A 20,265-nucleotide genomic window follows, 5' to 3' on the forward strand; every position below is an offset into this window, starting at 1 on the left:
TTGAATTTAAGAAATTGAAAATTAGGGATGCTTTTCTAAAAGCCGCTGTGCGATGATTTCCGAAACTTCATCTAACATTTGGTAAACATTAGCAAAACCATTAGTAGAACCGTAGAACGGATCTGGTACATCAACATTTTCTCCGGGAAATAATTCGTTTAAAATAAGAGAGACTTTAGTTTTATGTTCGTCCGTATTAGCCAGTTCTATTACATCATTGTAATTCGAATTATCCATTACGTAAATATAGTCAAAATCTTCAAAATCGGCTTTGCTAAATTGTCTGCCTCTTTGATTTTCCAGATTCAGACCGTTTTTTTTGGCAATAGCAATAGAGCGTTTGTCCGGGGAGTGACCTACATGCCAGGAACCAGTTCCGGCGGAGTCAACGATGAATTTGTCTTTGGGTAATTTTGATGCTAAAATGCCTTCGGCTAAAGGTGATCTACAAATATTTCCCAAACAAACCATTAAAATTTTTACTGGCATGATGCGCGTTTATAGCGTTAGTTTTTTGTTGATGTCTTCGACAAATTTCTTGAATTGTTTGTCTGTTGAAACTAAATTATCGACTGTTTTACATGCGTGTAATACGGTGGCGTGGTCGCGATCTCCAATTTGAGAACCAATATTTGCCAAAGAAGCTTTAGTGAACTTCTTCGCAAAAAACATAGCCAATTGTCTTGCCTGAACCACATGCCTTTTTCTAGTTTTAGACTGCAGTGTTTCAATATCCAATTGAAAATAATCTGAAACGATTTTTTGAATATAATCGATTGAGATTTCTCTTTTTACATTTTTAACAAATTTTTCTACAACGCTTTTCGCCAATTCAATCGTAACTTCTTTTTTATTGAAAGAAGACTGCGCAATCAACGAAATAATGGCGCCTTCTAATTCTCTAACATTCGTTTTGATATTGCGGGCAACATATTCGATAATGTCTTCTGGCATTTCAACACCATCACGATATAAAATGTTTTTTAAGATCGAAATTCTGGTTTCATAATCCGGCTGATGTAACTCAGCAGATAATCCCCATTTAAAACGGGACAACAAACGCTGTTCAATATCCTGCATATCAACAGGAGCTTTGTCAGAGGTTAGGATAACCTGTTTTCCGTTTTGGTGCAAATAGTTGAAAATGTGGAAAAACACGTCCTGAGTTCCTGATTTTCCAGATAAAAACTGAACGTCATCAATAATCAAAACGTCGATTAACTGATAAAAATGAATGAAATCATTACGATTGTTCTTTTTTACAGAGTCAATATATTGTTGTGTGAAAATTTCGGCAGAAATATATAAAACCGTTTTTTCAGGATATTTGTCTTTTACTTCAACACCAATAGCATGTGCCAAGTGGGTTTTTCCTAAACCAACGCCACCAAAAATCAATAATGGATTAAAGGATGTTCCTCCAGGTTTATTGGCAACAGCCATACCTGCAGAACGGGCCAGACGGTTAGAATCTCCTTCAAGGAAATTATCAAAACTGTAGTTCGCGTTTAATTGCGACTCAATTTTAAGATTTCGAATTCCAGGAATTACAAACGGATTTTTAAGTTCAGGATTTAAGTTTTTAAACGGAGCGTCAACCTCTTGCGGTTTCATTGGCACTCGGTTGGCACTTGGCAATTGTTCCGTAAACGGTTGTTTATTGCCATAAGTGTTTTCCATTTTAATTTTATAGAGTAACTTTGCGTTTTTTCCCAGTTCTTTGGTAAGCGCAACTTTCAATAATTTAACGTAGTGTTCTTCTAGCCATTCGTAGAAAAATTTACTTGGTACCTGAATGTATAACGCGTTGTCGGTTAGCTCAACTGACTTGATTGGTTCAAACCAAGTTTTGTATGCTTGATCTTGAATATTGTCTTTTATGAAGGACAAACAGTTTTCCCATACCGATTGAGCAGTTTTAGTCATAGATTCAAATAAATTTTTTTATTATTGATAAAGATTCTCCTAATAAAAGTGGAGCAATTTTATTCCGAATTTCGGGATAACAAATATGTGAACAAATTTCTTTAAAAAAAAATATTTTGGTGTGTAATTTTATAAAATATTGTTGTAAGGGAGCTTTAAAAGTATAATTTTTTTTAATCTATATATAATGAAAAATCATCAGACGCAAGTTCGCGTTCGCTACTCCGAAACGGATCAAATGGGAGTCGTTTATCACGGAAATTATATTCCTTATTTTGAAATTGGCCGCGTTGAATGGCTTAGAAACAAAGGGATTTCTTATAAAAGCATGGAAGAAAGCGGTATTGGTTTGCCAATTGTTTCTATGACCATAAATTATAAAAAATCTGCGCGTTATGATGAACTTCTTACTATTCATACTACCTTCAAAAGTCATTCGTCTGTTAAGATTGAATTTGACTGTGCCATCTTTAACGAATCAAATGAGTTATTAACAACGGCTGCATTTATATTGGTATTTATTTCGTTAAAAACAGGTCGTCCAACAGCTCCTCCGGATTATATTTTAGAATTATTTAAAACGCTTGAATAATTGTTAAAATGAGGCGTGAATTTCTGTTAAATTACATAATTTTAATGTCGATTTCAAACATTAAATCAAAAATGTCGAATACCATTTCGGCATTTTTTTTTCGTGTTTTGATGATGATTTTGCCAATTGGCAATCCGGAATCTTCATCGATTTCCATTTCCTGAGCGACAATTTCGAGCTTTTTCTCTTTGATAACACGCATAACTTTGTTCATGTTTTTATAATCAAAGGAAACTAAAAATTGCTCGTCGATGGTTTTTTCAATCACTTCGCAAACTTCTAAAGTCATTTGTGCAGTTGTTTTGTAAGCCGAAATCAATCCGCCAACTCCTAATTTTACACCACCAAAAATCCGAACCACTACAACAATAACGTTCGTAAGTCCAAAAGATTGTATCTGTCCGTAAATTGGAGCCCCGGCTGTATTATTGGGTTCTCCGTCATCATTGGCGCGATAAGACACTTTTGGTGCAACGCCCAATTGATACGCATAACAAAAATGTACCGCATGCGGATGTTGTTTTTTTAGGTTTTCGATAATGGGTTTTACTTCGTCTTCGCTTTCTATAGGAAAAGCATAGCCAAAGAACTTACTTCCTTTTTCTTTCATCAAAATTTCTTCTGATGCAAATGCGATGGTTTGATAGGTATCGTTATGTTCCAAAAGTAAATTTCTTAGTTATGTTTTTTATTGCTGCGTTGATTTTAACGCAAAGTGCGCTAAGATTTTTTTTCTTTAAATGTCTTTAGAAACGTAAAGAGTTCGCAAAGCTAGAATTAACGGCTGATAGTAGTAGCTTTTTTTTGTTTATTTACACTTTTGCATTCTTAAAGGTTCATTTCCGAATACAAAATCTATATTACTTATATTTAATTTATCTTCAATTTCATGCTTTTTAGGATTATGAATTGTATCTTTAAATCTATATGTAATTGCGGTAAGTTGGATCTCGTCGTTTTTTAAAAATTGAGCAGTAAATCCAATTTCTTGATTAAATGGAATTACAATTTTGATTTCGTTTGTGTTTGAAGAAATAATAATTGATTTAAGCTTTTCGGTTTTGATTTTATTGGCAATTATTTTTTTAAAATCTCTGATTACAAATTGAATTGCAGGTGGAAGGATAGTTGGATGAATTAATTTCTCTTCTAAATATGAAATTTTATCAATACAAGGTTTGTTATTCTGTTTTAAATTTGAACAACTGCAAAATAATGAAAGGATAAAAATTGTAGTAAATATTTTTTTCATTTTAAGTTTCCTATAAAGTTACTGCCAACTCAAAGCTTTGCGAACTTTGCGTTTTCTGATCATAAAGTTTGATAAAAAACCTTAGCGCACTTTGCGGTTAATTTTAATCAAATCTCTATTTACAATATTTGTTTTTCAAATAAATCGACAACATCTTCCTGACCGACTTGTAAATTCCAAACATGGAAACCCAACGCAGCGGCAGAATCTGTGTTTTCTTTTTTATCATCTACAAATAAAGTGCGTTTTGGCGAAAGCTCATGTTTGTTAATTAAATACTGAAAAACTTCGGCGTTCGGTTTGCGCATTCCGATTTCGAAAGAAAAATACACTTTTTCGAAACATTGATAAAAATCGCTGTAAAAAGAAATTCCAGATTTGTTTTCGAAAGTTTCTATATGAATGGCATCCGTATTACTTAATAAAAACAAACGGTATTTTTTAGAAAGCATTTGAAGAAATTCTAATCTATATAAGGGGAAGTCAGCCAAAATTGCATTCCAGGCTTCCAGAATTTCTTCGATAGTAGCGTTTGGTAATTGTTTCTGAAAACCGGCTAGAAATTCTTCTTTGGTAACATCGCCTGTTTCATATAAAAGATTCAGTTTGTCTAATTCTGCGTTCCATTCGGTTAAGCCTAATTTTTGCAATCCCGAAATAGTCGCTTGTTTATCCAAATTGATAAAAATATCTCCAAAGTCAAAAATGATAGTATCAATCATGATTTCTAATTAGTATAAGTTCGTCGTTTCCGATGAATGTTTTTTCTAAATTCTTTCTAGATAATTGGGGTGCTTTTGTTCCTTTTTCGAAAGTTGTTTTTCCGATAAAAATACGTGCTTCATCCCAAATATTTTGGTCAATAAAAGATTGTAATGTTTTAGAACCGCCTTCGATAATAATAGATTGTATTTGATTTTGATGCAAAACTTCAAGAATTTGCGGAATTATATTTTTCTCAAAATCAAGTACTTCAAAGGTAGTATTTTCTTTGTCAACAGCAGTTTTCGATTTTGTAAAGACTATCGTTTTGACACTGTCATCCAATATAAAACTATCTTTTTCGATACGATTATTTTGATCCAAAACTACTCGCACAGGATTGTTTCCAGACCAATCGCGCGTATTCAATTTTGGATTATCGTCAATCACTGTTTGTGTGCCAACCAAAATTGCCTGCTCTTCGCTGCGCCATTTATGAACCAATTGTCTTGAATATTGATTGGTAATCCAAACTGGTTTTCGTTCCTGGTTTGCTGCTTTTTCAGGAGCAATAAAACCATTTTGTGTTTCGGCCCACTTCAATATAATATAAGGACGCTTTTTTTGATGAAAAGTAAAAAAGCGTTTATTAAGTTCGTTACATTCCTCTTCTAAAACACCTACGACGACATTCACTCCTGCAGCAATAAGTTTCCTGATTCCGTTTCCGGCGACTTTTTCGTTTGGGTCAACGGTTCCCACGACTACATTCGGAATTTCATTCGAAATAATCAAATCGCAACACGGAGGCGTTTTTCCAAAATGACTGCAAGGTTCCAGACTTACATATATAGTCGCTTTTTTAAGTAGTGATTTATCTTTTACAGAAGCTACAGCGTTTACTTCGGCATGAGGGCCGCCGGCTTTCTTGTGCCAGCCTTCGCCAATGATTTCGTCATTATAAACAATTACGCTTCCCACCATTGGGTTTGGATACGTTGTTCCAAAACCATTTTTGGCAAGTTCGATGCAGCGTCTGATATATTTTTCATGTATATTCACAGTACAAAAGTAGTTATTTTTGAGTTTATGATTTCGTTTACTAACTATCGAAAAACTTATTTTACTTTTGTACTTATACTATATGAATTACATTTTATGGAAAATTGGGTAATCAGAACAATTAAAAAAGAAGACAATCAGTCTGTTGCAAAATTAATACGTGCTGTTTTTGATGAAATGGAAATTCCGAAAGTGGGTACGGCCTACGAAGATCCCTATCTGGATTTGATGTTTGAAGAGTACAATAAACCAAAATCGGTTTATTTTGTGGTGGAGAATGAGGGTGAAATTGTAGGTTGTGCCGGAATTGCACCTTTAGAAAATGGCGATCCGGCGATTTGCGAATTGCAAAAGATGTACTTTTTGCCCAAAACCCGTGGTTTGGGAATTGGCTCAAAAATGATGGAGCAATGTTTGCAGGCAGCTAAGGATTTTGGTTTCGAAAAATGTTATATCGAAACAATGCCGTTTATGCACGCCGCTCAGAAATTATATGTAAAATCAGGTTTTCAATATCTTGATGAGCCAATGGGCTGTACTGGGCATTGTTCGTGTCCTGTTTGGATGCTAAAGGATTTGTAAAAAGTATTGTAACAAATTTCATTTTCCGAATACTTACTCTTGCGTAGGCTTTACTCTAAAATATATTTTAATCACAAAGATGAAAATTAAACAATACCGCACTCAATTTATTCAGGAACTGACTTCTTTTTATGATCCGTATGAGGCAGAGAGTTTTTTCTATTTGATTTTGGAAGACAAACATAAACTGAGACAAATTGATGTGGCGTTGAATCACGAATTGATTTTTACCGAATCGGATATTAAGGTTTGGGAATCGCTTTTGGTCGAATTGAAAAAGGAAGTTCCGATTCAGTATTTACTGGGGAAAACCAATTTTTATGGTTTGGATTTTGAAGTGAATGAAAATGTTTTGATTCCGCGTCCGGAAACCGAAGAATTGGTGGAATGGATTATAAATGAAAACACGAGTTCTAAAAAAATAAAAATTCTGGATATTGGTACAGGAAGTGGCTGCATTGCTGTTTCACTGGCTAAAAATCTTCCGAATGCGCAGGTTTATGCTATTGATGTTTCTAAAAAAGCATTGGAAACCGCGAAAAGAAATGCCGAAAGCAATGAGGTTGAAGTGTTTTTTTTACTTCAGAATATTTTAGAAACAGAAGATTTAAAAGAGCAGTTTGATATTATAGTTTCGAATCCGCCTTATGTTCGAAATTTAGAAAAAGAAGAAATCAAAAAGAATGTTTTAGATTACGAGCCGCATCTGGCTTTGTTTGTAGAAGATCATGATGCTTTGGTTTTTTATCGAAAAATTGCCGAACTGGCTCAAAAAAATCTCCAGAAAAAGGGGCAGTTGTATTTTGAAATCAATCAGTATTTAGGAGAAGAAATGAAAGATTTGCTCCAGAATATGAATTTTAAAAATATCGAATTGAAAAAAGATATTTATGGGAATGACCGCATGCTTTCCTGCAAGGTTTCCAAAACCTTGTAGGTATAAAATAGTATTAGTTAAAGTTAAAAACTTTGCGTAGAGATTCCTCCGGAATGACAAACTTTGTGTAGAAAAAAAATAAACGCAAAACTTTGTGTATAAGACTTTTGAATTAATCTGAAAATTTTTACACCTACAAGGTTTTGGAAACCTTGCAGGAGGCAAGGCTTTTGAAAAACAAAAATTTCTAATTTAGCCCCGATAGCAGTGGAAATCCTTTTTTGCTGGTGTTCAGCAAAAAAGATTGCAACGGATAGCGGGACGAGTCGTGAACTGAAAAACGAATGTGCTGCTCCTCATTTTACTCGTAACGCAGCGCTTCGATAGGGTCTAATTTTGAAGCTTTTATGGCTGGGTATAAACCCGAAACAATGGCGACTGTGAAACTTGTGGCAAAGGCTGCAAAGATGGCTGCCCACGGAATTACAAATGCAAAATCCATTAGGCTTGAAACTAAAAAGCCAACAATAAGCCCTAATATTGTTCCAACAAATCCGCCAATTTGACCAATGAGTAACGTTTCGATAAAAAACTGAACGGCAATCGTTGTTTTTTTAGCCCCCAAAGCTTTACGGACACCAATTTCGCGGGTACGTTCTGTAACCGAAACAATCATGATATTCATTAAAGCAATCGAAGAACCAAGGATGGTAATGATGCTGATAACCCAGGATGCCCAGCCTAAATATTGGGTAATACTAAGGATTCGGTTGATTAAATCATCGCTTCGGATAACGCCAAAATTATTGTCACGAACGGGACTTAGTTTGCGTACTCTTCGCATGGTACTTGTAGCGTTGTCGATGGCCTGGTCGAGAAGTTCTTTTTTGGAAACCATGACACTTACGGTGTAATTGATATTAGGTGCTGTAAACAACGAACGCGCCACCTGAATCGGGATCAGAACTCGTAAATCCTGGCTGTTCCCAAATGTAGAACCTTTTTCTTTTAGGACTCCGATAACTCTGAAACGTGCGCCACGAATGGAAATTATTTTGTCAATGGGATTAATGTCTTTTAGTAAGCCTTTTTCGAAATCGGAACCTACAACGCAGGAATAGGTATTGTTGTCCACATCAAACTGGTTAAAAGAACGTCCTAAACTGGTTTCTAAACCGGAATTGGCTACAAAATGTTCGTCAACTCCTAAAATAGAGATTTCCGGATCGGTTTTTTGGTCCTGATATTTTACTTCTGCTGAAGAAGTAGCTGTAAACGACAGAGAAGTTTCGGTAAAAGGGTATTTGTATTTGTTTTTGAAAGCAACAGCTTCAGGATAGGAAACGATAGGATTGATGACTTCACGCTCGTTTCCGCCACGGTTTCGAACGTTATTTTCGTATTGCGCAATGTTGAAGGTATTGGCACCCATGGAAGCAAAATTGGTAGAAACCTGATTTTCGATTGCCGCAACAGCGGTTAGCATGGCAACCAGGGCGGTAATTCCGATAGCGATAATAACTACGGTAAGGATGGTGCGTAATAATTGTGTTTTGATAGAACCAAAAGCAATTCGGATATTTTCTTTAAATAATTTTAGCATCATGAACAATTTGTCACGAAAATACGTTTTTTGTTACAAGTTTGTTTTCGAAGGGGTGATATTTATTTTAAAATATAAGATATTTGCACTCGATTATAATGAAAGAGAATCTATCCCGATAGCTATCGGGACTAAAATCAACAATCTAAAATATAAAAGATGGCTTCAAAACCAAGCATACCACAAGGAACAAGAGATTTTTCGCCAGCAGAGGTGTCAAAACGTCAATATATTATTCAAACGATAAAAAGCAATTTCGAGAAATTTGGATTTCAGCCAATCGAAACGCCTTCATTTGAAAATTCAGATACTTTGATGGGAAAATATGGAGAAGAAGGAGATCGTTTGATTTTTAAAATATTGAATTCGGGTAATTTTTTCTTCAATAAAAATAAAATTGAATTACCAGAATCTATAGAATCGCTACAAGTAAATTCTGCCGAAACAATTGATTTGAATCAAAGAATTGAGTTGAATAAATTTACAGGAAAAATTTCCGAAAAAGCATTGCGTTACGATTTAACGGTGCCGTTTGCGAGATATGTGGTACAGCACCAAAACGAAATTGAGTTTCCTTTTAAAAGATATCAAATTCAGCCTGTTTGGAGAGCTGATCGCCCGCAGAGAGGACGTTACAGAGAATTTTTTCAATGTGATGCCGATGTGGTGGGATCCAAATCATTGTGGCAGGAAGTAGAATTGGTTCAGTTATACGATGCTGTTTTTACTTCTTTAGGATTAGAAGGTGTTACGATTAAAATCAATAACAGAAAAATATTATCTGGAATTGCAGAAGTAATTGGTGCTTCGGATAAATTAATTGATTTTACAGTGGCTTTGGATAAGTTGGATAAAATTGGAGAAGACGGTGTAAAAAAAGAAATGATCGAAAAAGGAATTTCTGAAGAAGCGTTGGTGAAAGTGCAGCCGCTTTTTAGCTTTAGCGGAACTTTTGCAGATAAAATTAATCAGCTTTCGACTTTGTTAGCTTCTTCTGAAGAAGGAATGAAAGGAGTAGAAGAATTGAAATTTATATGTGACAATGTGGCGACTTTAGGTCTGTCAACCGCAACTTTGGATTTGGATGTGACTTTGGCCCGTGGATTAAATTATTATACAGGAGCCATTTTTGAAGTGGCGGCACCAAAAACCGTTTCGATGGGATCTATTGGCGGTGGCGGAAGATACGACGATTTGACGGGTATTTTTGGTTTGAAAAATATGAGCGGCGTTGGAATTTCTTTTGGTTTAGACCGAATTTATTTGGTTGTGGAAGAATTGCAATTGTTTCCAGAAACAGTAGCGGCGACATCAAAAGCATTATTTATTAATTATGGCGATGCGGAAGCTTTATACGCTTCGAAAGCGATTCAGAAATTGCGTCAAGAAAATATAAAAGTAGAATTGTATCCTGATAATGTAAAGGTTGGAAAACAGTTTCAGTATGCTGATAAACGTTTGATTCCGTTTGCAGTGATTGCAGGGGAGCAGGAGATTGCAGCTAATTCGTATTCGCTTAAAAATTTAGTGACAGGAGAGCAGGTTTCAGTTGATTTTGAAGGTTTGAAAAATGCTTTGTTATAATTTGATTCTAAAATGTTTTTCACGGAGATTTTACAGATTAAAGCAGATTTAATTTGATTTTTATCCAAAGAAAATCTTTTATAATCTGCGTGAAAGAAAAAATTAGTTTCAGGATTGAAAAATACTTTGTTGGTTAACTGTTTGGAGACAAGGTTTTTGCTGTAGATTGTGCGGTTTTAAAGGGTTTTTCTTTAAAATCTCTGTTTGAAATAATTGGTTAGAAAGAAAAAAAGCTTTTAATTTGCCGACCTTAAGTTACGGGCGTAGTTCAAGGGTAGAATAGCGGTCTCCAAAACCGTTGATGGGGGTTCGAATCCCTCCGCCCGTGCAATATTTTTATCGCAGAGAACACAAAGATTGTTATCTAAATATAAAAAAATGAACAAAGTTCGCAAAGCTAAATCAATACAAAGCTTTGCGAATTTTGCGTTTTTTAAAGATAAAGTTTGATAAAAAAACTTAGCGCGCTTTGCGGTAAAATTTTCAAAAAAAGCAAAAAAAAGCTTCGTCTGACGGCGAAGCTTTTTTTAATATAAGGTAAACTTGAATTAATAATTATTTATACAGCCGAGGCTAACCCTTAAATTCAATTTTGTGTGGTAATTATTTTAATTGATATCAAATTTAAGATAAACGAAAACGTAATAGTCTTAAAATTATACTAAATTTTCAGCCTCAAAAGATATTTTTTTAAATGAATGAAAATTAAGAAAGTGACAATTTGACATTTTAAAAGATTTGGCAGTACTTTTGCTTTCCAAAAGAAAGAATAAAAATGAAGTTTAAGAATATTTTTAAAAATAAAAGTAATATGACTACGGAAAATACAGAAATCGATCAGGAATTAGATGATGTAACGTTAGAAAATAACGCCAATGGAGAACAATTAATTGTTGAGGAATTAAGTGTTGAAGAGCAATTAGCAAAAGACTTGGCACATGAAAAAGATAAATTCTTGAGATTGTTTGCTGAATTTGAAAATTATAAAAGAAGAACTTCAAAAGAACGTATCGAATTGTTTAAAACTGCAGGTCAGGATGTTTTAGTTGCGATGCTTCCTGTTTTAGATGATTTTGACAGAGCAATGGTAGAAATCAGTAAATCTGAAGATGAAGTTTTGACAAAAGGAGTAGAGTTGATTCATGAAAAACTGAAAAATGCTTTGGTTTCTAAAGGTTTAGAGCAAGTTGAGGTAAGAGCAGGTGATGCTTTTAATGCAGATTTTGCTGAAGCAATTACTCAAATCCCTGCACCGTCAGAAGATTTGAAAGGTAAAATAGTTGATGTTATCGAAAAAGGATACAAATTAGGAGATAAAATTATTCGTTTCCCTAAAGTTGTTACAGGTCAGTAATTTAGTCGCTTTTAAGGCCTAAATCTACAATACAATATAAACATGAAAAAAGATTTTTACGAAATACTAGGCATTTCAAAAAGTGCTGATGCTGCCGAAATTAAAAAAGCGTACCGAAAAAGTGCGTTAAAGTATCACCCTGATAAAAATCCAGGCGACAAAGAGGCAGAAGAAAACTTCAAATTAGCGGCAGAAGCTTATGAGGTTTTGAGTGATCCACAGAAAAAAGCTAAATACGATCAATACGGACATCAGGCATTTGATGGTTCAGGTGGTTTTGGTGGCGGTGGTCACGGTGGTATGAATATGGATGACATTTTCAGCCAGTTTGGTGACATCTTTGGTGGCGGATTTGGTGGTTTCGGTGGAGGCGGTGGCGGAGGCCCTCGTCGTTCTAAAGGAAGTAATCTTCGTATTAAAGTAAAACTGACTTTAGAAGAAATTGCAAATGGTGTTGAGAAAAAAGTAAAAGTAAAACGTAAAGTTCAGGCCAAAGGTGTAACGTACAAAACGTGTTCGACTTGTAACGGTCAGGGACAGGTAATGCGCGTAACCAATACCATTTTAGGAAGAATGCAATCGGCATCTACTTGCCCAACTTGTGGTGGTTCTGGACAAATTTTAGATAAAAGACCTTCTGAAGCTGATGCGCAGGGAATGGTTTTGGAAGATGAAACGGTATCAATCAAAATTCCTGCCGGAGTAGTGGATGGTATGCAATTGAAAGTTTCTAACAAAGGAAACGATGCGCCAGGAAACAGTGTTCCAGGTGATTTAATTGTAGCGATTGAAGAATTAGAGCATGAATTCCTGAAACGTGAAGGTGAGAACATTCACTATGATTTATACATCAGTTTCCCGGAAGCCGTTTTGGGAGTTTCGAAAGATATCGAAGCCATCAATGGAAAAGTTCGTATAAAACTGGAAGAAGGAATTCAATCAGGAAAAATCCTGAGATTAAAAGGAAAAGGTATTCCAAGTATCAACGGTTACGGAAGCGGAGATTTACTAGTTCATGTAAATGTCTGGACACCAAAAACGCTGAATAAAGAGCAGAAACAATTTTTTGAAAATGCTTTAACCGACGAACATTTTATTCCGAGTCCTGAAAAATCAGAAAAATCATTTTTTGAAAAAGTAAAAGATATGTTTTCGTAAGGAAAACTTTTTCTAAAATGTCAAAATAAATTTTAAAACCCATCCATAAAGTAAATTTTGGATGGGTTTTTTGTGTAATAGTGCCTAGTTTCGATACGAATTATTTACTTTTACAGTCGTAGACCAAAATGGTCAATTTGACGCAGAAAATCCTAAAAATAGCATGAGCAACTTACTCGAAGTACATAAAGTCGTAAAACAATACGGTGATTATGTCGCGCTTAACGAAGTTTCATTAAATGTGCCAAAAGGCAGTATTTACGGTCTTTTAGGGCCTAATGGAGCTGGTAAAACTTCCCTAATTCGAATCATCAATCAGATTACTTTGCCAGATAGCGGCGAAATAATTTTGGATGGAGAAAAATTACAGCCCAAACACGTGCAAACTATTGGGTATCTTCCGGAAGAAAGAGGTTTATATACTTCGATGAAAGTGGGTGAGCAATGTTTGTATTTGGCGCAAATGAAAGGATTGTCGAAAGCTGAAGCGAAGATACAACTGGAATATTGGTTTGAGCGTTTAGGAATTCAGGGTTGGTGGAATAAGAAGATTCAGGAGCTTTCGAAAGGAATGGCGCAGAAAATACAGTTTGTGGTTTGTGTATTGCACAAGCCTAAATTACTAATTTTTGATGAACCTTTTTCTGGCTTTGATCCTGTGAATGCGAATGTGATTAAAGATGAAATTCTGGCATTGAAAGAGCAAGGTGCAACTATTATCTTTTCGACACACCGTATGGAAAGTGTGGAAGAACTTTGTGATCATATTACTTTAATCCATAAATCGAATAAACTGATTGAAGGGAAACTGAGTGATGTAAAGCGTCAGTTTAAAACCAATAGTTTCGAAGTTGGAATTCTTACCAATAATGTGGAAGGCTTGATGTATGATATTACGCAGAAATTTACTGTTTCGCCGGCTAATTTTAAATCGTTAAATGATGATTTGAAATTAAATATTCAGATAGGCGATGCTACACCAAATGAATTATTACATCTTTTGACACAACGAGGACAAGTGACTCATTTTGTAGAGAAAATACCAAGTGTAAACGATATCTTTATCCAAACGGTTACTGAAAATAAAAATTAAAATTCCAAAAATTAAATTCCAAATTCCAATTTTAGAGCGATACAATTGGAATTTGGAATTTGAAAATTAATATATTTATGAGCATCATTTCGTTGATTATAAAAAGAGAATTTATTGCCAAAGTCCGCAATAAATCTTTTGTTGTCATGACTTTTCTGAGCCCGTTATTGTTTGTTGCAATTGCTGGATTTATTGGATATTTGAGTTCGATGAAAGCAGATACCAAGCGAATTGCAATTCACGATGAAACTGGTTTTTTTGCGAATGATTTTGTAAAACAGAATAAAAAAGAGGGCGAGTTCAAATACCTGAATTTATCAGAAATTGACACCAAATCACTGAAAGATAGTATTACTAAAGAAAATTTTAGCGGTTTAATTATTATTCCAAAAACTACTAATTTAAAAGAGTTAGAAAGCAAAGTCGAGTTTATTTCGAACAATAGTCCGAGTATTGTTTTTATCGAAAATACGCAGGATGTTATTGCTTCAAAAATTACAAAAATCAATCTTGAAAAAGCAAAATTAGATACAACAGCCATTCAAAAAGCCCAGGCAAATGTTAATATTCATTTGGCAAAATCATCTGGAGAAGAGAGTTTAAAAGGGTTGAACGAAATTAAAATTGGTATTGGCGGTGCTTTTGGTTATTTGATTATGATGTTCATCATCATTTACGGAAACATGGTAATGCGAAGTGTAATCGAAGAAAAAACCAATAGAATTATCGAAATCATTATTTCATCGGTAAAACCTTTTCAGCTAATGATTGGTAAAATCATTGGAACTTCGCTTGCGGGATTATTACAATTTACCATTTGGGCGGTTATTGGATTGAGTTTGATGTTCGCCGCTTCAGCATTTTTTGGAGTGAATGTTGGACCAACAGCCAGAATTTCACCAGAATTAATGCAGGCTGCACAACAAGAATTTTCGGGAACGGCGCAAATGTATATTGCCGAATTATGGAATCTGCCAATCGCTAGTATTCTGGTTGGTTTTATAGTTTATTTCATCGGAGGCTATTTTTTATACAGTTCGTTTTATGCCGCAATTGGTGCTGCTGTTGACAATCAAACCGATTCACAGCAATTTTTATTACCGATTATTATGCCCTTGATTTTGAGCGTTTATATTGGTTTTTTTACTGTTGTAAACGATCCTCACGGAACTGTAGCTGTAGTATTTTCGATGATTCCACTTACGTCGCCAATCGTAATGCTGATGCGTTTACCTTTTGGAGTGCCTTGGTGGCAAATCGCAATTTCGGTATCATTATTGTTTGCTACTTTTTTCCTTGTGGTTTGGTTTGCTGCAAAAATTTACCGCGTAGGTATTTTAATGTACGGCAAAAAACCAACCTGGAAAGAATTGTATAAATGGCTTAAATATTAATTTTAAAGCTGCTAAGTCACTAAGGTTCTGAGACGCTAAGTTTTTAGTTTCTTGGTAAATAAATAAAAAACCTTAGAGCCTTAGCAACTCAGAACCTTAGTACCTTTAAAAAAGAATGAGTAAAATACTAATTATAGAAGACGAAGCAGCTATCAGAAGAGTTTTGGTAAAAATCTTATCAGAAGAAAATGATACGTATCAGGTTGATGAAGCTGAAGATGGCGCGATTGGTCTTGAGAAAATAAAAAACAACGATTACGATTTGGTTTTGTGCGACATCAAAATGCCAAAATTAGACGGTGTTGAGGTTTTAGAAGAAGTAAAAAAAATCAAACCTGAGATTCCGATGGTCATGATTTCCGGTCACGGCGATATGGAAACAGCGATTCAAACCATGCGTTTGGGTGCTTTTGATTATATCTCGAAACCACCGGATTTGAATCGTTTACTGAATACGGTTCGAAATGCTTTAGATAAAAAACAACTGGTAGTTGAGAATAAAATTTTAAAGAAAAAAGTAAGCAAAAACTACGAAATGGTAGGCGAAAGCGAAGCTATCAGTCATATTAAATTAATGATTGATAAAGTTGCGCAAACCGAAGCCAGGGTTTTGATTACGGGACCCAACGGAACCGGAAAAGAATTGGTAGCGCATCAATTACATGAAAAAAGCGAGCGTGCTAATTTTCCTTTGATTGAAGTAAACTGTGCTGCAATTCCGAGTGAATTGATCGAAAGCGAATTGTTCGGTCATGTAAAAGGTGCTTTTACATCGGCAGTGAAAGATCGTGCCGGAAAGTTTGAAGCAGCTGATAAAGGAACTATTTTTCTGGATGAAATTGGGGATATGAGTCTTTCGGCGCAAGCCAAAGTATTAAGAGCCTTGCAGGAAAGTATGATTACTAGAGTAGGAGCTGAAAAAGATATAAAAGTGGATGTTCGCGTAGTGGCAGCGACCAACAAAGATTTAAAAACCGAAATTGCCGAAGGGCGTTTTCGTGAAGATTTGTACCATCGATTGGCTGTGATTTTGATAAAAGTGCCGCCATTGAATGAAAGACGTGATGATATTCCGGCCCTGATCAATCACTTTACTGAGAAAATTGCTTCGGAACAAGGGAATGCAATCAAAGTATTTTCGGCCCAAGCCATAAAATTATTGCAGGAATACGATTGGACAGGAAATATTCGTGAACTCCGAAATGTAGTCGAAAGATTGATTATTTTGGGAGGAAGTGAGATTTCTGAAAACGATGTGAAAATGTTTGCAAGCAAATAATAATTTTAGAATCTGAATTCTAAAATCATAAATCTAAAATTAGTATATGAAACTAAAAAAAATAAACGAAAAACTACAGGACGCCTTAATTGAGAACGGCTTAACGGAGCCTAATTTATTGCAAAAAGAGACTTTTTCGACTATAAAAAGTGGTGTCGATTGTATTGTGCTTTCGCCAAAAGGAAGCGGAAAATCAACTACAATTGTATTGAATGTGATTCAGCAACTGGCAGGTCAAACTGAAGAATCGCCACGCGCTTTGATTATTGTAGAAGACAAAACGAAGGTTTTGGAGATGGCAGAGCTTTTTGAGAAATACGGAAAATACACCAACCTTGAAGTGTATGGCGTACATGATAAAGGTGATATGGACTATGATAAAAACTACATTTCGACAGGAATTGATGTTCTAATCGGAACGCCAAATAAATTGAGTGATATGTTTACCACCGCAGGGTATAATGTAAACCGATTGAAAATGTTTATTTTGGATGATGCCGATCCAATTTTGAAATTGCGTCACGAGACTAAAATCATGCGCATTTCGAACAGTATTGCCAAAACACAGCGCATTATTTTTGCTGAAGATTATACAGAACGTATCGAGATTTTGGCGGATAAAATGCTATTAGAACCTTACATATTTGATTTGGATGAAGAAGGAGAAGATGAACTTGACGAAGAAGAAGGTTTGATCGAAGAGGAAGAATAATCGGTTTTGAAATGAATTTAAACAATAAAATTATAATGTCATGGGATTGATGAAAGTGTTTTCAGGAAGTGAAGTTTTAGCGCTTGGTTTACAAGAAAGACTAGAACAGGCAGGAGTAGAAACAGTAAAAAAAGACAATATTCAATCGGCCAGAGCGGCTGGTTATGGCGGTTCGGACTTGGCTGTTGAAATCTTTATTCAGGAAACAGATTTTGCAAAAGCAAATCCGGTTATTGAAGATTTCAGAATGAGTATTTAAAAGAAAAATGAGAAAAAGCTTCATTTTGATAATAATTATTTTGCTGACACTGATTTTGGATAGAATTCTATTCATGGAAAAGCGACTTGCAAATAATTTATTTGAATATGAAACAGGAGTTTATGTTGGTGATCCAATTTCTGCATCGCAAAATATTATAATTAAAAATAATTTTGAGATTCAAATTAGTAAGAATGAAAATTCAAATTCATTTTATGTTTTAGGTTTATATTTTGGAGAACTTTACTTATTGGAGAAAAATACTTTTAAATATACTCATTACACAGAATTTCAGGGAAGCTCAAGGTGGAATTAATTTAGAAAAACAATGCAATACAAAATGCTGGTACTCGACATGGATGACACCTTGTTGACAGACGATCATAAAATTTCAGATTTAAATAAAAAAGTACTTCTTGAAGCTCAGGCAAAAGGCGTTTATGTAGTTCTGGCTTCAGGTAGGCCAACTTCGGCAATGACTGCTTATGCAAAAGAACTGGAATTAGACTTAAATAATTCATACATGCTTTCGTTTAATGGTGCTATCGTCAGCAGCGTAAAAGATGACGAAATTTTGTTTGAGCAAAAGCTAACAGAAAAGCAGATTCACGAATTGTACGATTATAGCCTTAGTAGAAACACTGATATTATCACGTATCTTGACGGTGCCATCATAAGCGAAACCGACTCGGAGTTTATAGAAATCGAGAAAGAAATTACCAAAATGCCTCACAATAAAGTGGCTAGTTTTAAAGAGACTGTTAACAGGCCTGCAGTAAAATGTATTTTACTGCAGGAACCATCTTATCTAAAAGAATTAGAAAATGATTTAAAAGCAGCAATGCCACATCTGAGTGTTTCGATGTCTAAGCCTTTTTTCTTAGAAGTTGCCCAAAACGGAATTGACAAAGCAGCCAGTTTAAAATTTCTAGCCGAAAGATTAAACATTCAGCAAAGCGAAATCATCGCAGTAGGAAATGCTGGAAATGACCTGACCATGATTGAATACGCTGGTTTAGGAGTTTGGGTTGACAATGTAACGCCTGAATTGCGTGACAGAGCTAATATAATTGTGGCATCAAATAATAATGATGGCGTAGCTGAGGTAGTGCAGCGTTATATTTTAAATTAACGATGAAAAAAACAATCGAAACAGACCGTTTGATTTTAAGAGAATTAGTTGATTCTGATGCCGAACTAATGTTCGAAATGGAATCCAATCCAAACGTTCATATTTTTGTTGGTAAAAAGCCTTTAAAACATATTGACGAAGTCTATGAATATATCAGACTTATTCAAGAGCAATACGCAGCTTTTGGAACAGGCCGTTGGGCGGTAGTCTTAAAAGAAACAGGTGAATTTATTGGCTGGTCCGGAATAAAGTTTATTACAAAAGAAATAAATAACCATCAGGATTTTTATGAAATTGGGTATCGTTTCAATGAAAAACACTGGGGAAAAGGATACGCTACCGAAGCAGGAAAAGCTTTTATAAATCACGCTTTCAACGAAATGAAAGTAGATGCAGTATATGCTTATGCAGATGAAGGAAATGCAAATTCAAGAAAAATTTTAGAAAAACTGGGATTGCAGTTTATCAATACCTTTGAGTACGAAGACGAAACCGAAGTCTGGTACGAAATAAAAAATCCGAAAAATATATAATCCAATTGTAATAATTGGATTTTTTTTTGGATAAATAAGAAAGTGTCCCAGACCTTTACAGCCTTTTTTAATCACCTATAACAAATTTAGTAGGTAGTAATTGTTCAGGATTTTGGGTGTAAAGATTTGGGAAACACTGCTCACACTTGAGCTTTTCTTATAAGTAGATTGGGCTTATTTTTTAGCTACAGAAACAAAATATTTATTTCCGTCACCCATTGTCAGTTTTACGCGTTCATCACAAAGATCAATAGCAAAATTAGCACTTTCGTAGCAAGTACAAGTCGTGTTTTTGTCTTTAGACATCTCTGTTTTGCAATTGTTGTTTTTAAAAGTTGACAACTGCGGCGTGTACAAACTTACTAAATCTGTAGATGCTGTTACAAGCGAAATAATACTTGCAGAGTTGTTGTTCGTGATTCTGTACACAATTCTGTCCGTGTAATTTACTTCATTAACCGTTACTTTTCTAATGTAGGTGTAAGCAGTTGAAGCCTCTCCCGGCTCTTTAACCTCAAATTTAAAACCAACTGAACGAATAGCAATATCAAACTGAGTTTGATTGTTATAACTCGCCCATGTAGTAAGTGTACTGATGGATGGAAAAGTATTTGTAACCGGAGCAGGAGTTTGAGCTTCTGCAGAGAAAATCGTTAATAGCATTAAGCAAATCGTGGGGAAAAATGCTTTCATATAGTTAAAATTTTAAATTTGCCTACTCTGTATGGTTTTCGGCTTACCCATTTTATTAAATCTTCAAATACAAAACAAATCAGTAAACGCTATAAAAGGAGAAATGTTATTTCAAATTTCATTTATAAAGCAATTAATTTTTAAGTTTTAATAAAATAGGGTAAGACTAAAAATTAAACGACTAATAATGAGTTGTTTTCTAAATTAATATTTTTTTATTTTTTTTCAATAAAATCCTCCTGCGTTTTGGTATAAACACATTCAAAAATTAAAATCTGTTTTGGAAATGTGAATTTAAGTTTAAAATTGGCGTAAACAAAGAACTTATCGAGATTTTTTTTCTTTTTTTAGAATCAAATTTTCAAAATAATCTATTTGGTTAATTTTCATCAACTTAAAAAATATGTTTTATCCTCAATTTTTGAAATATTTAGTTTACTATTTTTCTTTACCCTACTTAATCTTATTAAAAAATAAT

The 20,265-nt window shown here is 34.6% G+C and carries 22 protein-coding genes and 1 tRNA gene; 15 read left to right on the forward strand and 8 right to left on the reverse strand.

Annotation, left to right across the window (positions count from 1 at the left end):
• Positions 1 to 21 precede the first annotated feature (21 nt).
• Positions 22 to 489 carry a low molecular weight protein-tyrosine-phosphatase gene (locus GON26_RS18710; RefSeq protein ID WP_160376299.1) on the reverse strand — a complete coding sequence of 156 codons (468 nt, stop codon included), beginning with the start codon at positions 487 to 489 and terminating at the stop codon, positions 22 to 24.
• 9 nt (positions 490 to 498) lie between these two features.
• Positions 499 to 1,926: a chromosomal replication initiator protein DnaA gene (dnaA, locus tag GON26_RS18715; protein WP_072973220.1), complete on the reverse strand. Its 1,428-nt coding sequence runs from the start codon at positions 1,924 to 1,926 to the stop codon at positions 499 to 501.
• A gap of 187 nt (positions 1,927 to 2,113) precedes the next feature.
• Between dnaA and GON26_RS18720 the strand changes: the two genes are divergently transcribed.
• Complete coding sequence (locus GON26_RS18720; RefSeq protein WP_160376300.1) at positions 2,114 to 2,518, forward strand: acyl-CoA thioesterase; 405 nt, start codon at positions 2,114 to 2,116, stop codon at positions 2,516 to 2,518.
• Between the two features lie 31 nt (positions 2,519 to 2,549).
• On the opposite strand, the gene GON26_RS18725 is transcribed toward GON26_RS18720, so the two are convergent.
• From GON26_RS18725 to ribD, 4 genes are all read right to left on the reverse strand, one after another.
• Positions 2,550 to 3,182: an IMPACT family protein gene (locus tag GON26_RS18725; RefSeq protein ID WP_160376301.1), complete on the reverse strand. Its 633-nt coding sequence runs from the start codon at positions 3,180 to 3,182 to the stop codon at positions 2,550 to 2,552.
• Between the two features lie 144 nt (positions 3,183 to 3,326).
• Positions 3,327 to 3,770 (reverse strand): hypothetical protein, encoded by a 444-nt coding sequence (locus tag GON26_RS18730; protein WP_160376302.1) that lies wholly within the window; start codon positions 3,768 to 3,770, stop codon positions 3,327 to 3,329.
• 119 nt (positions 3,771 to 3,889) lie between these two features.
• The gene (locus GON26_RS18735; RefSeq protein WP_160376303.1) at positions 3,890 to 4,492 is read right to left on the reverse strand and encodes an HAD family hydrolase; all 603 of its coding nucleotides are present in this window, start codon (positions 4,490 to 4,492) and stop codon (positions 3,890 to 3,892) included.
• A complete protein-coding gene (gene ribD / locus GON26_RS18740) occupies positions 4,485 to 5,534 on the reverse strand; it encodes a bifunctional diaminohydroxyphosphoribosylaminopyrimidine deaminase/5-amino-6-(5-phosphoribosylamino)uracil reductase RibD (RefSeq protein ID WP_160376304.1) in 1,050 nt (349 codons plus the stop codon). Before ribD ends, GON26_RS18735 begins: the two co-directional genes overlap by 8 nt.
• A gap of 96 nt (positions 5,535 to 5,630) precedes the next feature.
• Here ribD and GON26_RS18745 point away from each other — a divergent pair, with 96 nt between their 5' ends.
• Positions 5,631 to 6,116 (forward strand): GNAT family N-acetyltransferase, encoded by a 486-nt coding sequence (locus GON26_RS18745; protein WP_160376305.1) that lies wholly within the window; start codon positions 5,631 to 5,633, stop codon positions 6,114 to 6,116.
• A 79-nt stretch (positions 6,117 to 6,195) separates the two neighbouring features.
• Positions 6,196 to 7,053, forward strand: a complete 858-nt coding sequence (gene prmC, locus GON26_RS18750) for a peptide chain release factor N(5)-glutamine methyltransferase (protein WP_160376306.1) — start codon at positions 6,196 to 6,198, stop codon at positions 7,051 to 7,053.
• Between the two features lie 301 nt (positions 7,054 to 7,354).
• On the opposite strand, the gene GON26_RS18755 is transcribed toward prmC, so the two are convergent.
• Positions 7,355 to 8,599 carry an ABC transporter permease gene (locus GON26_RS18755; protein WP_160376307.1) on the reverse strand — a complete coding sequence of 415 codons (1,245 nt, stop codon included), beginning with the start codon at positions 8,597 to 8,599 and terminating at the stop codon, positions 7,355 to 7,357.
• Positions 8,600 to 8,755: 156 nt separating this feature from the next.
• Here GON26_RS18755 and hisS point away from each other — a divergent pair, with 156 nt between their 5' ends.
• The 12 genes from hisS (at position 8,756) to GON26_RS18815 (ending at position 19,094) form a co-directional block, all read left to right on the forward strand.
• The gene (hisS, locus tag GON26_RS18760) at positions 8,756 to 10,180 is read left to right on the forward strand and encodes a histidine--tRNA ligase (protein ID WP_160376308.1); all 1,425 of its coding nucleotides are present in this window, start codon (positions 8,756 to 8,758) and stop codon (positions 10,178 to 10,180) included.
• 257 nt (positions 10,181 to 10,437) lie between these two features.
• Positions 10,438 to 10,508, forward strand: a tRNA-Trp gene (locus tag GON26_RS18765).
• Between the two features lie 447 nt (positions 10,509 to 10,955).
• Entirely contained in the window at positions 10,956 to 11,534 is a 579-nt protein-coding gene (locus tag GON26_RS18770; protein ID WP_160376309.1) for a nucleotide exchange factor GrpE, read from the forward strand.
• 42 nt (positions 11,535 to 11,576) lie between these two features.
• Entirely contained in the window at positions 11,577 to 12,692 is a 1,116-nt protein-coding gene (dnaJ, locus tag GON26_RS18775; protein WP_160376310.1) for a molecular chaperone DnaJ, read from the forward strand.
• Positions 12,693 to 12,855: 163 nt separating this feature from the next.
• Positions 12,856 to 13,785: an ABC transporter ATP-binding protein gene (locus GON26_RS18780; RefSeq protein ID WP_160376311.1), complete on the forward strand. Its 930-nt coding sequence runs from the start codon at positions 12,856 to 12,858 to the stop codon at positions 13,783 to 13,785.
• A 77-nt stretch (positions 13,786 to 13,862) separates the two neighbouring features.
• A complete protein-coding gene (locus GON26_RS18785; protein ID WP_160376312.1) occupies positions 13,863 to 15,179 on the forward strand; it encodes an ABC transporter permease in 1,317 nt (438 codons plus the stop codon).
• 115 nt (positions 15,180 to 15,294) lie between these two features.
• Positions 15,295 to 16,458 carry a sigma-54-dependent transcriptional regulator gene (locus GON26_RS18790; protein WP_160376313.1) on the forward strand — a complete coding sequence of 388 codons (1,164 nt, stop codon included), beginning with the start codon at positions 15,295 to 15,297 and terminating at the stop codon, positions 16,456 to 16,458.
• A 46-nt stretch (positions 16,459 to 16,504) separates the two neighbouring features.
• Positions 16,505 to 17,170, forward strand: a complete 666-nt coding sequence (locus GON26_RS18795; RefSeq protein WP_160376314.1) for a DEAD/DEAH box helicase — start codon at positions 16,505 to 16,507, stop codon at positions 17,168 to 17,170.
• Positions 17,171 to 17,210: 40 nt separating this feature from the next.
• Positions 17,211 to 17,429 (forward strand): putative signal transducing protein, encoded by a 219-nt coding sequence (locus GON26_RS18800; protein WP_160376315.1) that lies wholly within the window; start codon positions 17,211 to 17,213, stop codon positions 17,427 to 17,429.
• Positions 17,430 to 17,502: 73 nt separating this feature from the next.
• The gene (locus tag GON26_RS18805; protein WP_160376316.1) at positions 17,503 to 17,745 is read left to right on the forward strand and encodes a hypothetical protein; all 243 of its coding nucleotides are present in this window, start codon (positions 17,503 to 17,505) and stop codon (positions 17,743 to 17,745) included.
• Between the two features lie 12 nt (positions 17,746 to 17,757).
• Positions 17,758 to 18,561: a Cof-type HAD-IIB family hydrolase gene (locus GON26_RS18810; protein WP_160376317.1), complete on the forward strand. Its 804-nt coding sequence runs from the start codon at positions 17,758 to 17,760 to the stop codon at positions 18,559 to 18,561.
• 2 nt (positions 18,562 to 18,563) lie between these two features.
• Positions 18,564 to 19,094 (forward strand): GNAT family N-acetyltransferase, encoded by a 531-nt coding sequence (locus GON26_RS18815; RefSeq protein WP_160376318.1) that lies wholly within the window; start codon positions 18,564 to 18,566, stop codon positions 19,092 to 19,094.
• 174 nt (positions 19,095 to 19,268) lie between these two features.
• Here GON26_RS18815 and GON26_RS18820 read toward each other — a convergent pair whose 3' ends face one another.
• A complete protein-coding gene (locus GON26_RS18820) occupies positions 19,269 to 19,787 on the reverse strand; it encodes a hypothetical protein (protein ID WP_160376319.1) in 519 nt (172 codons plus the stop codon).
• Positions 19,788 to 20,265: the final 478 nt, after the last annotated feature.

It is taken from the genome of Flavobacterium hydrocarbonoxydans, assembly GCF_009789235.1.
Classification (GTDB): domain Bacteria; phylum Bacteroidota; class Bacteroidia; order Flavobacteriales; family Flavobacteriaceae; genus Flavobacterium; species Flavobacterium hydrocarbonoxydans.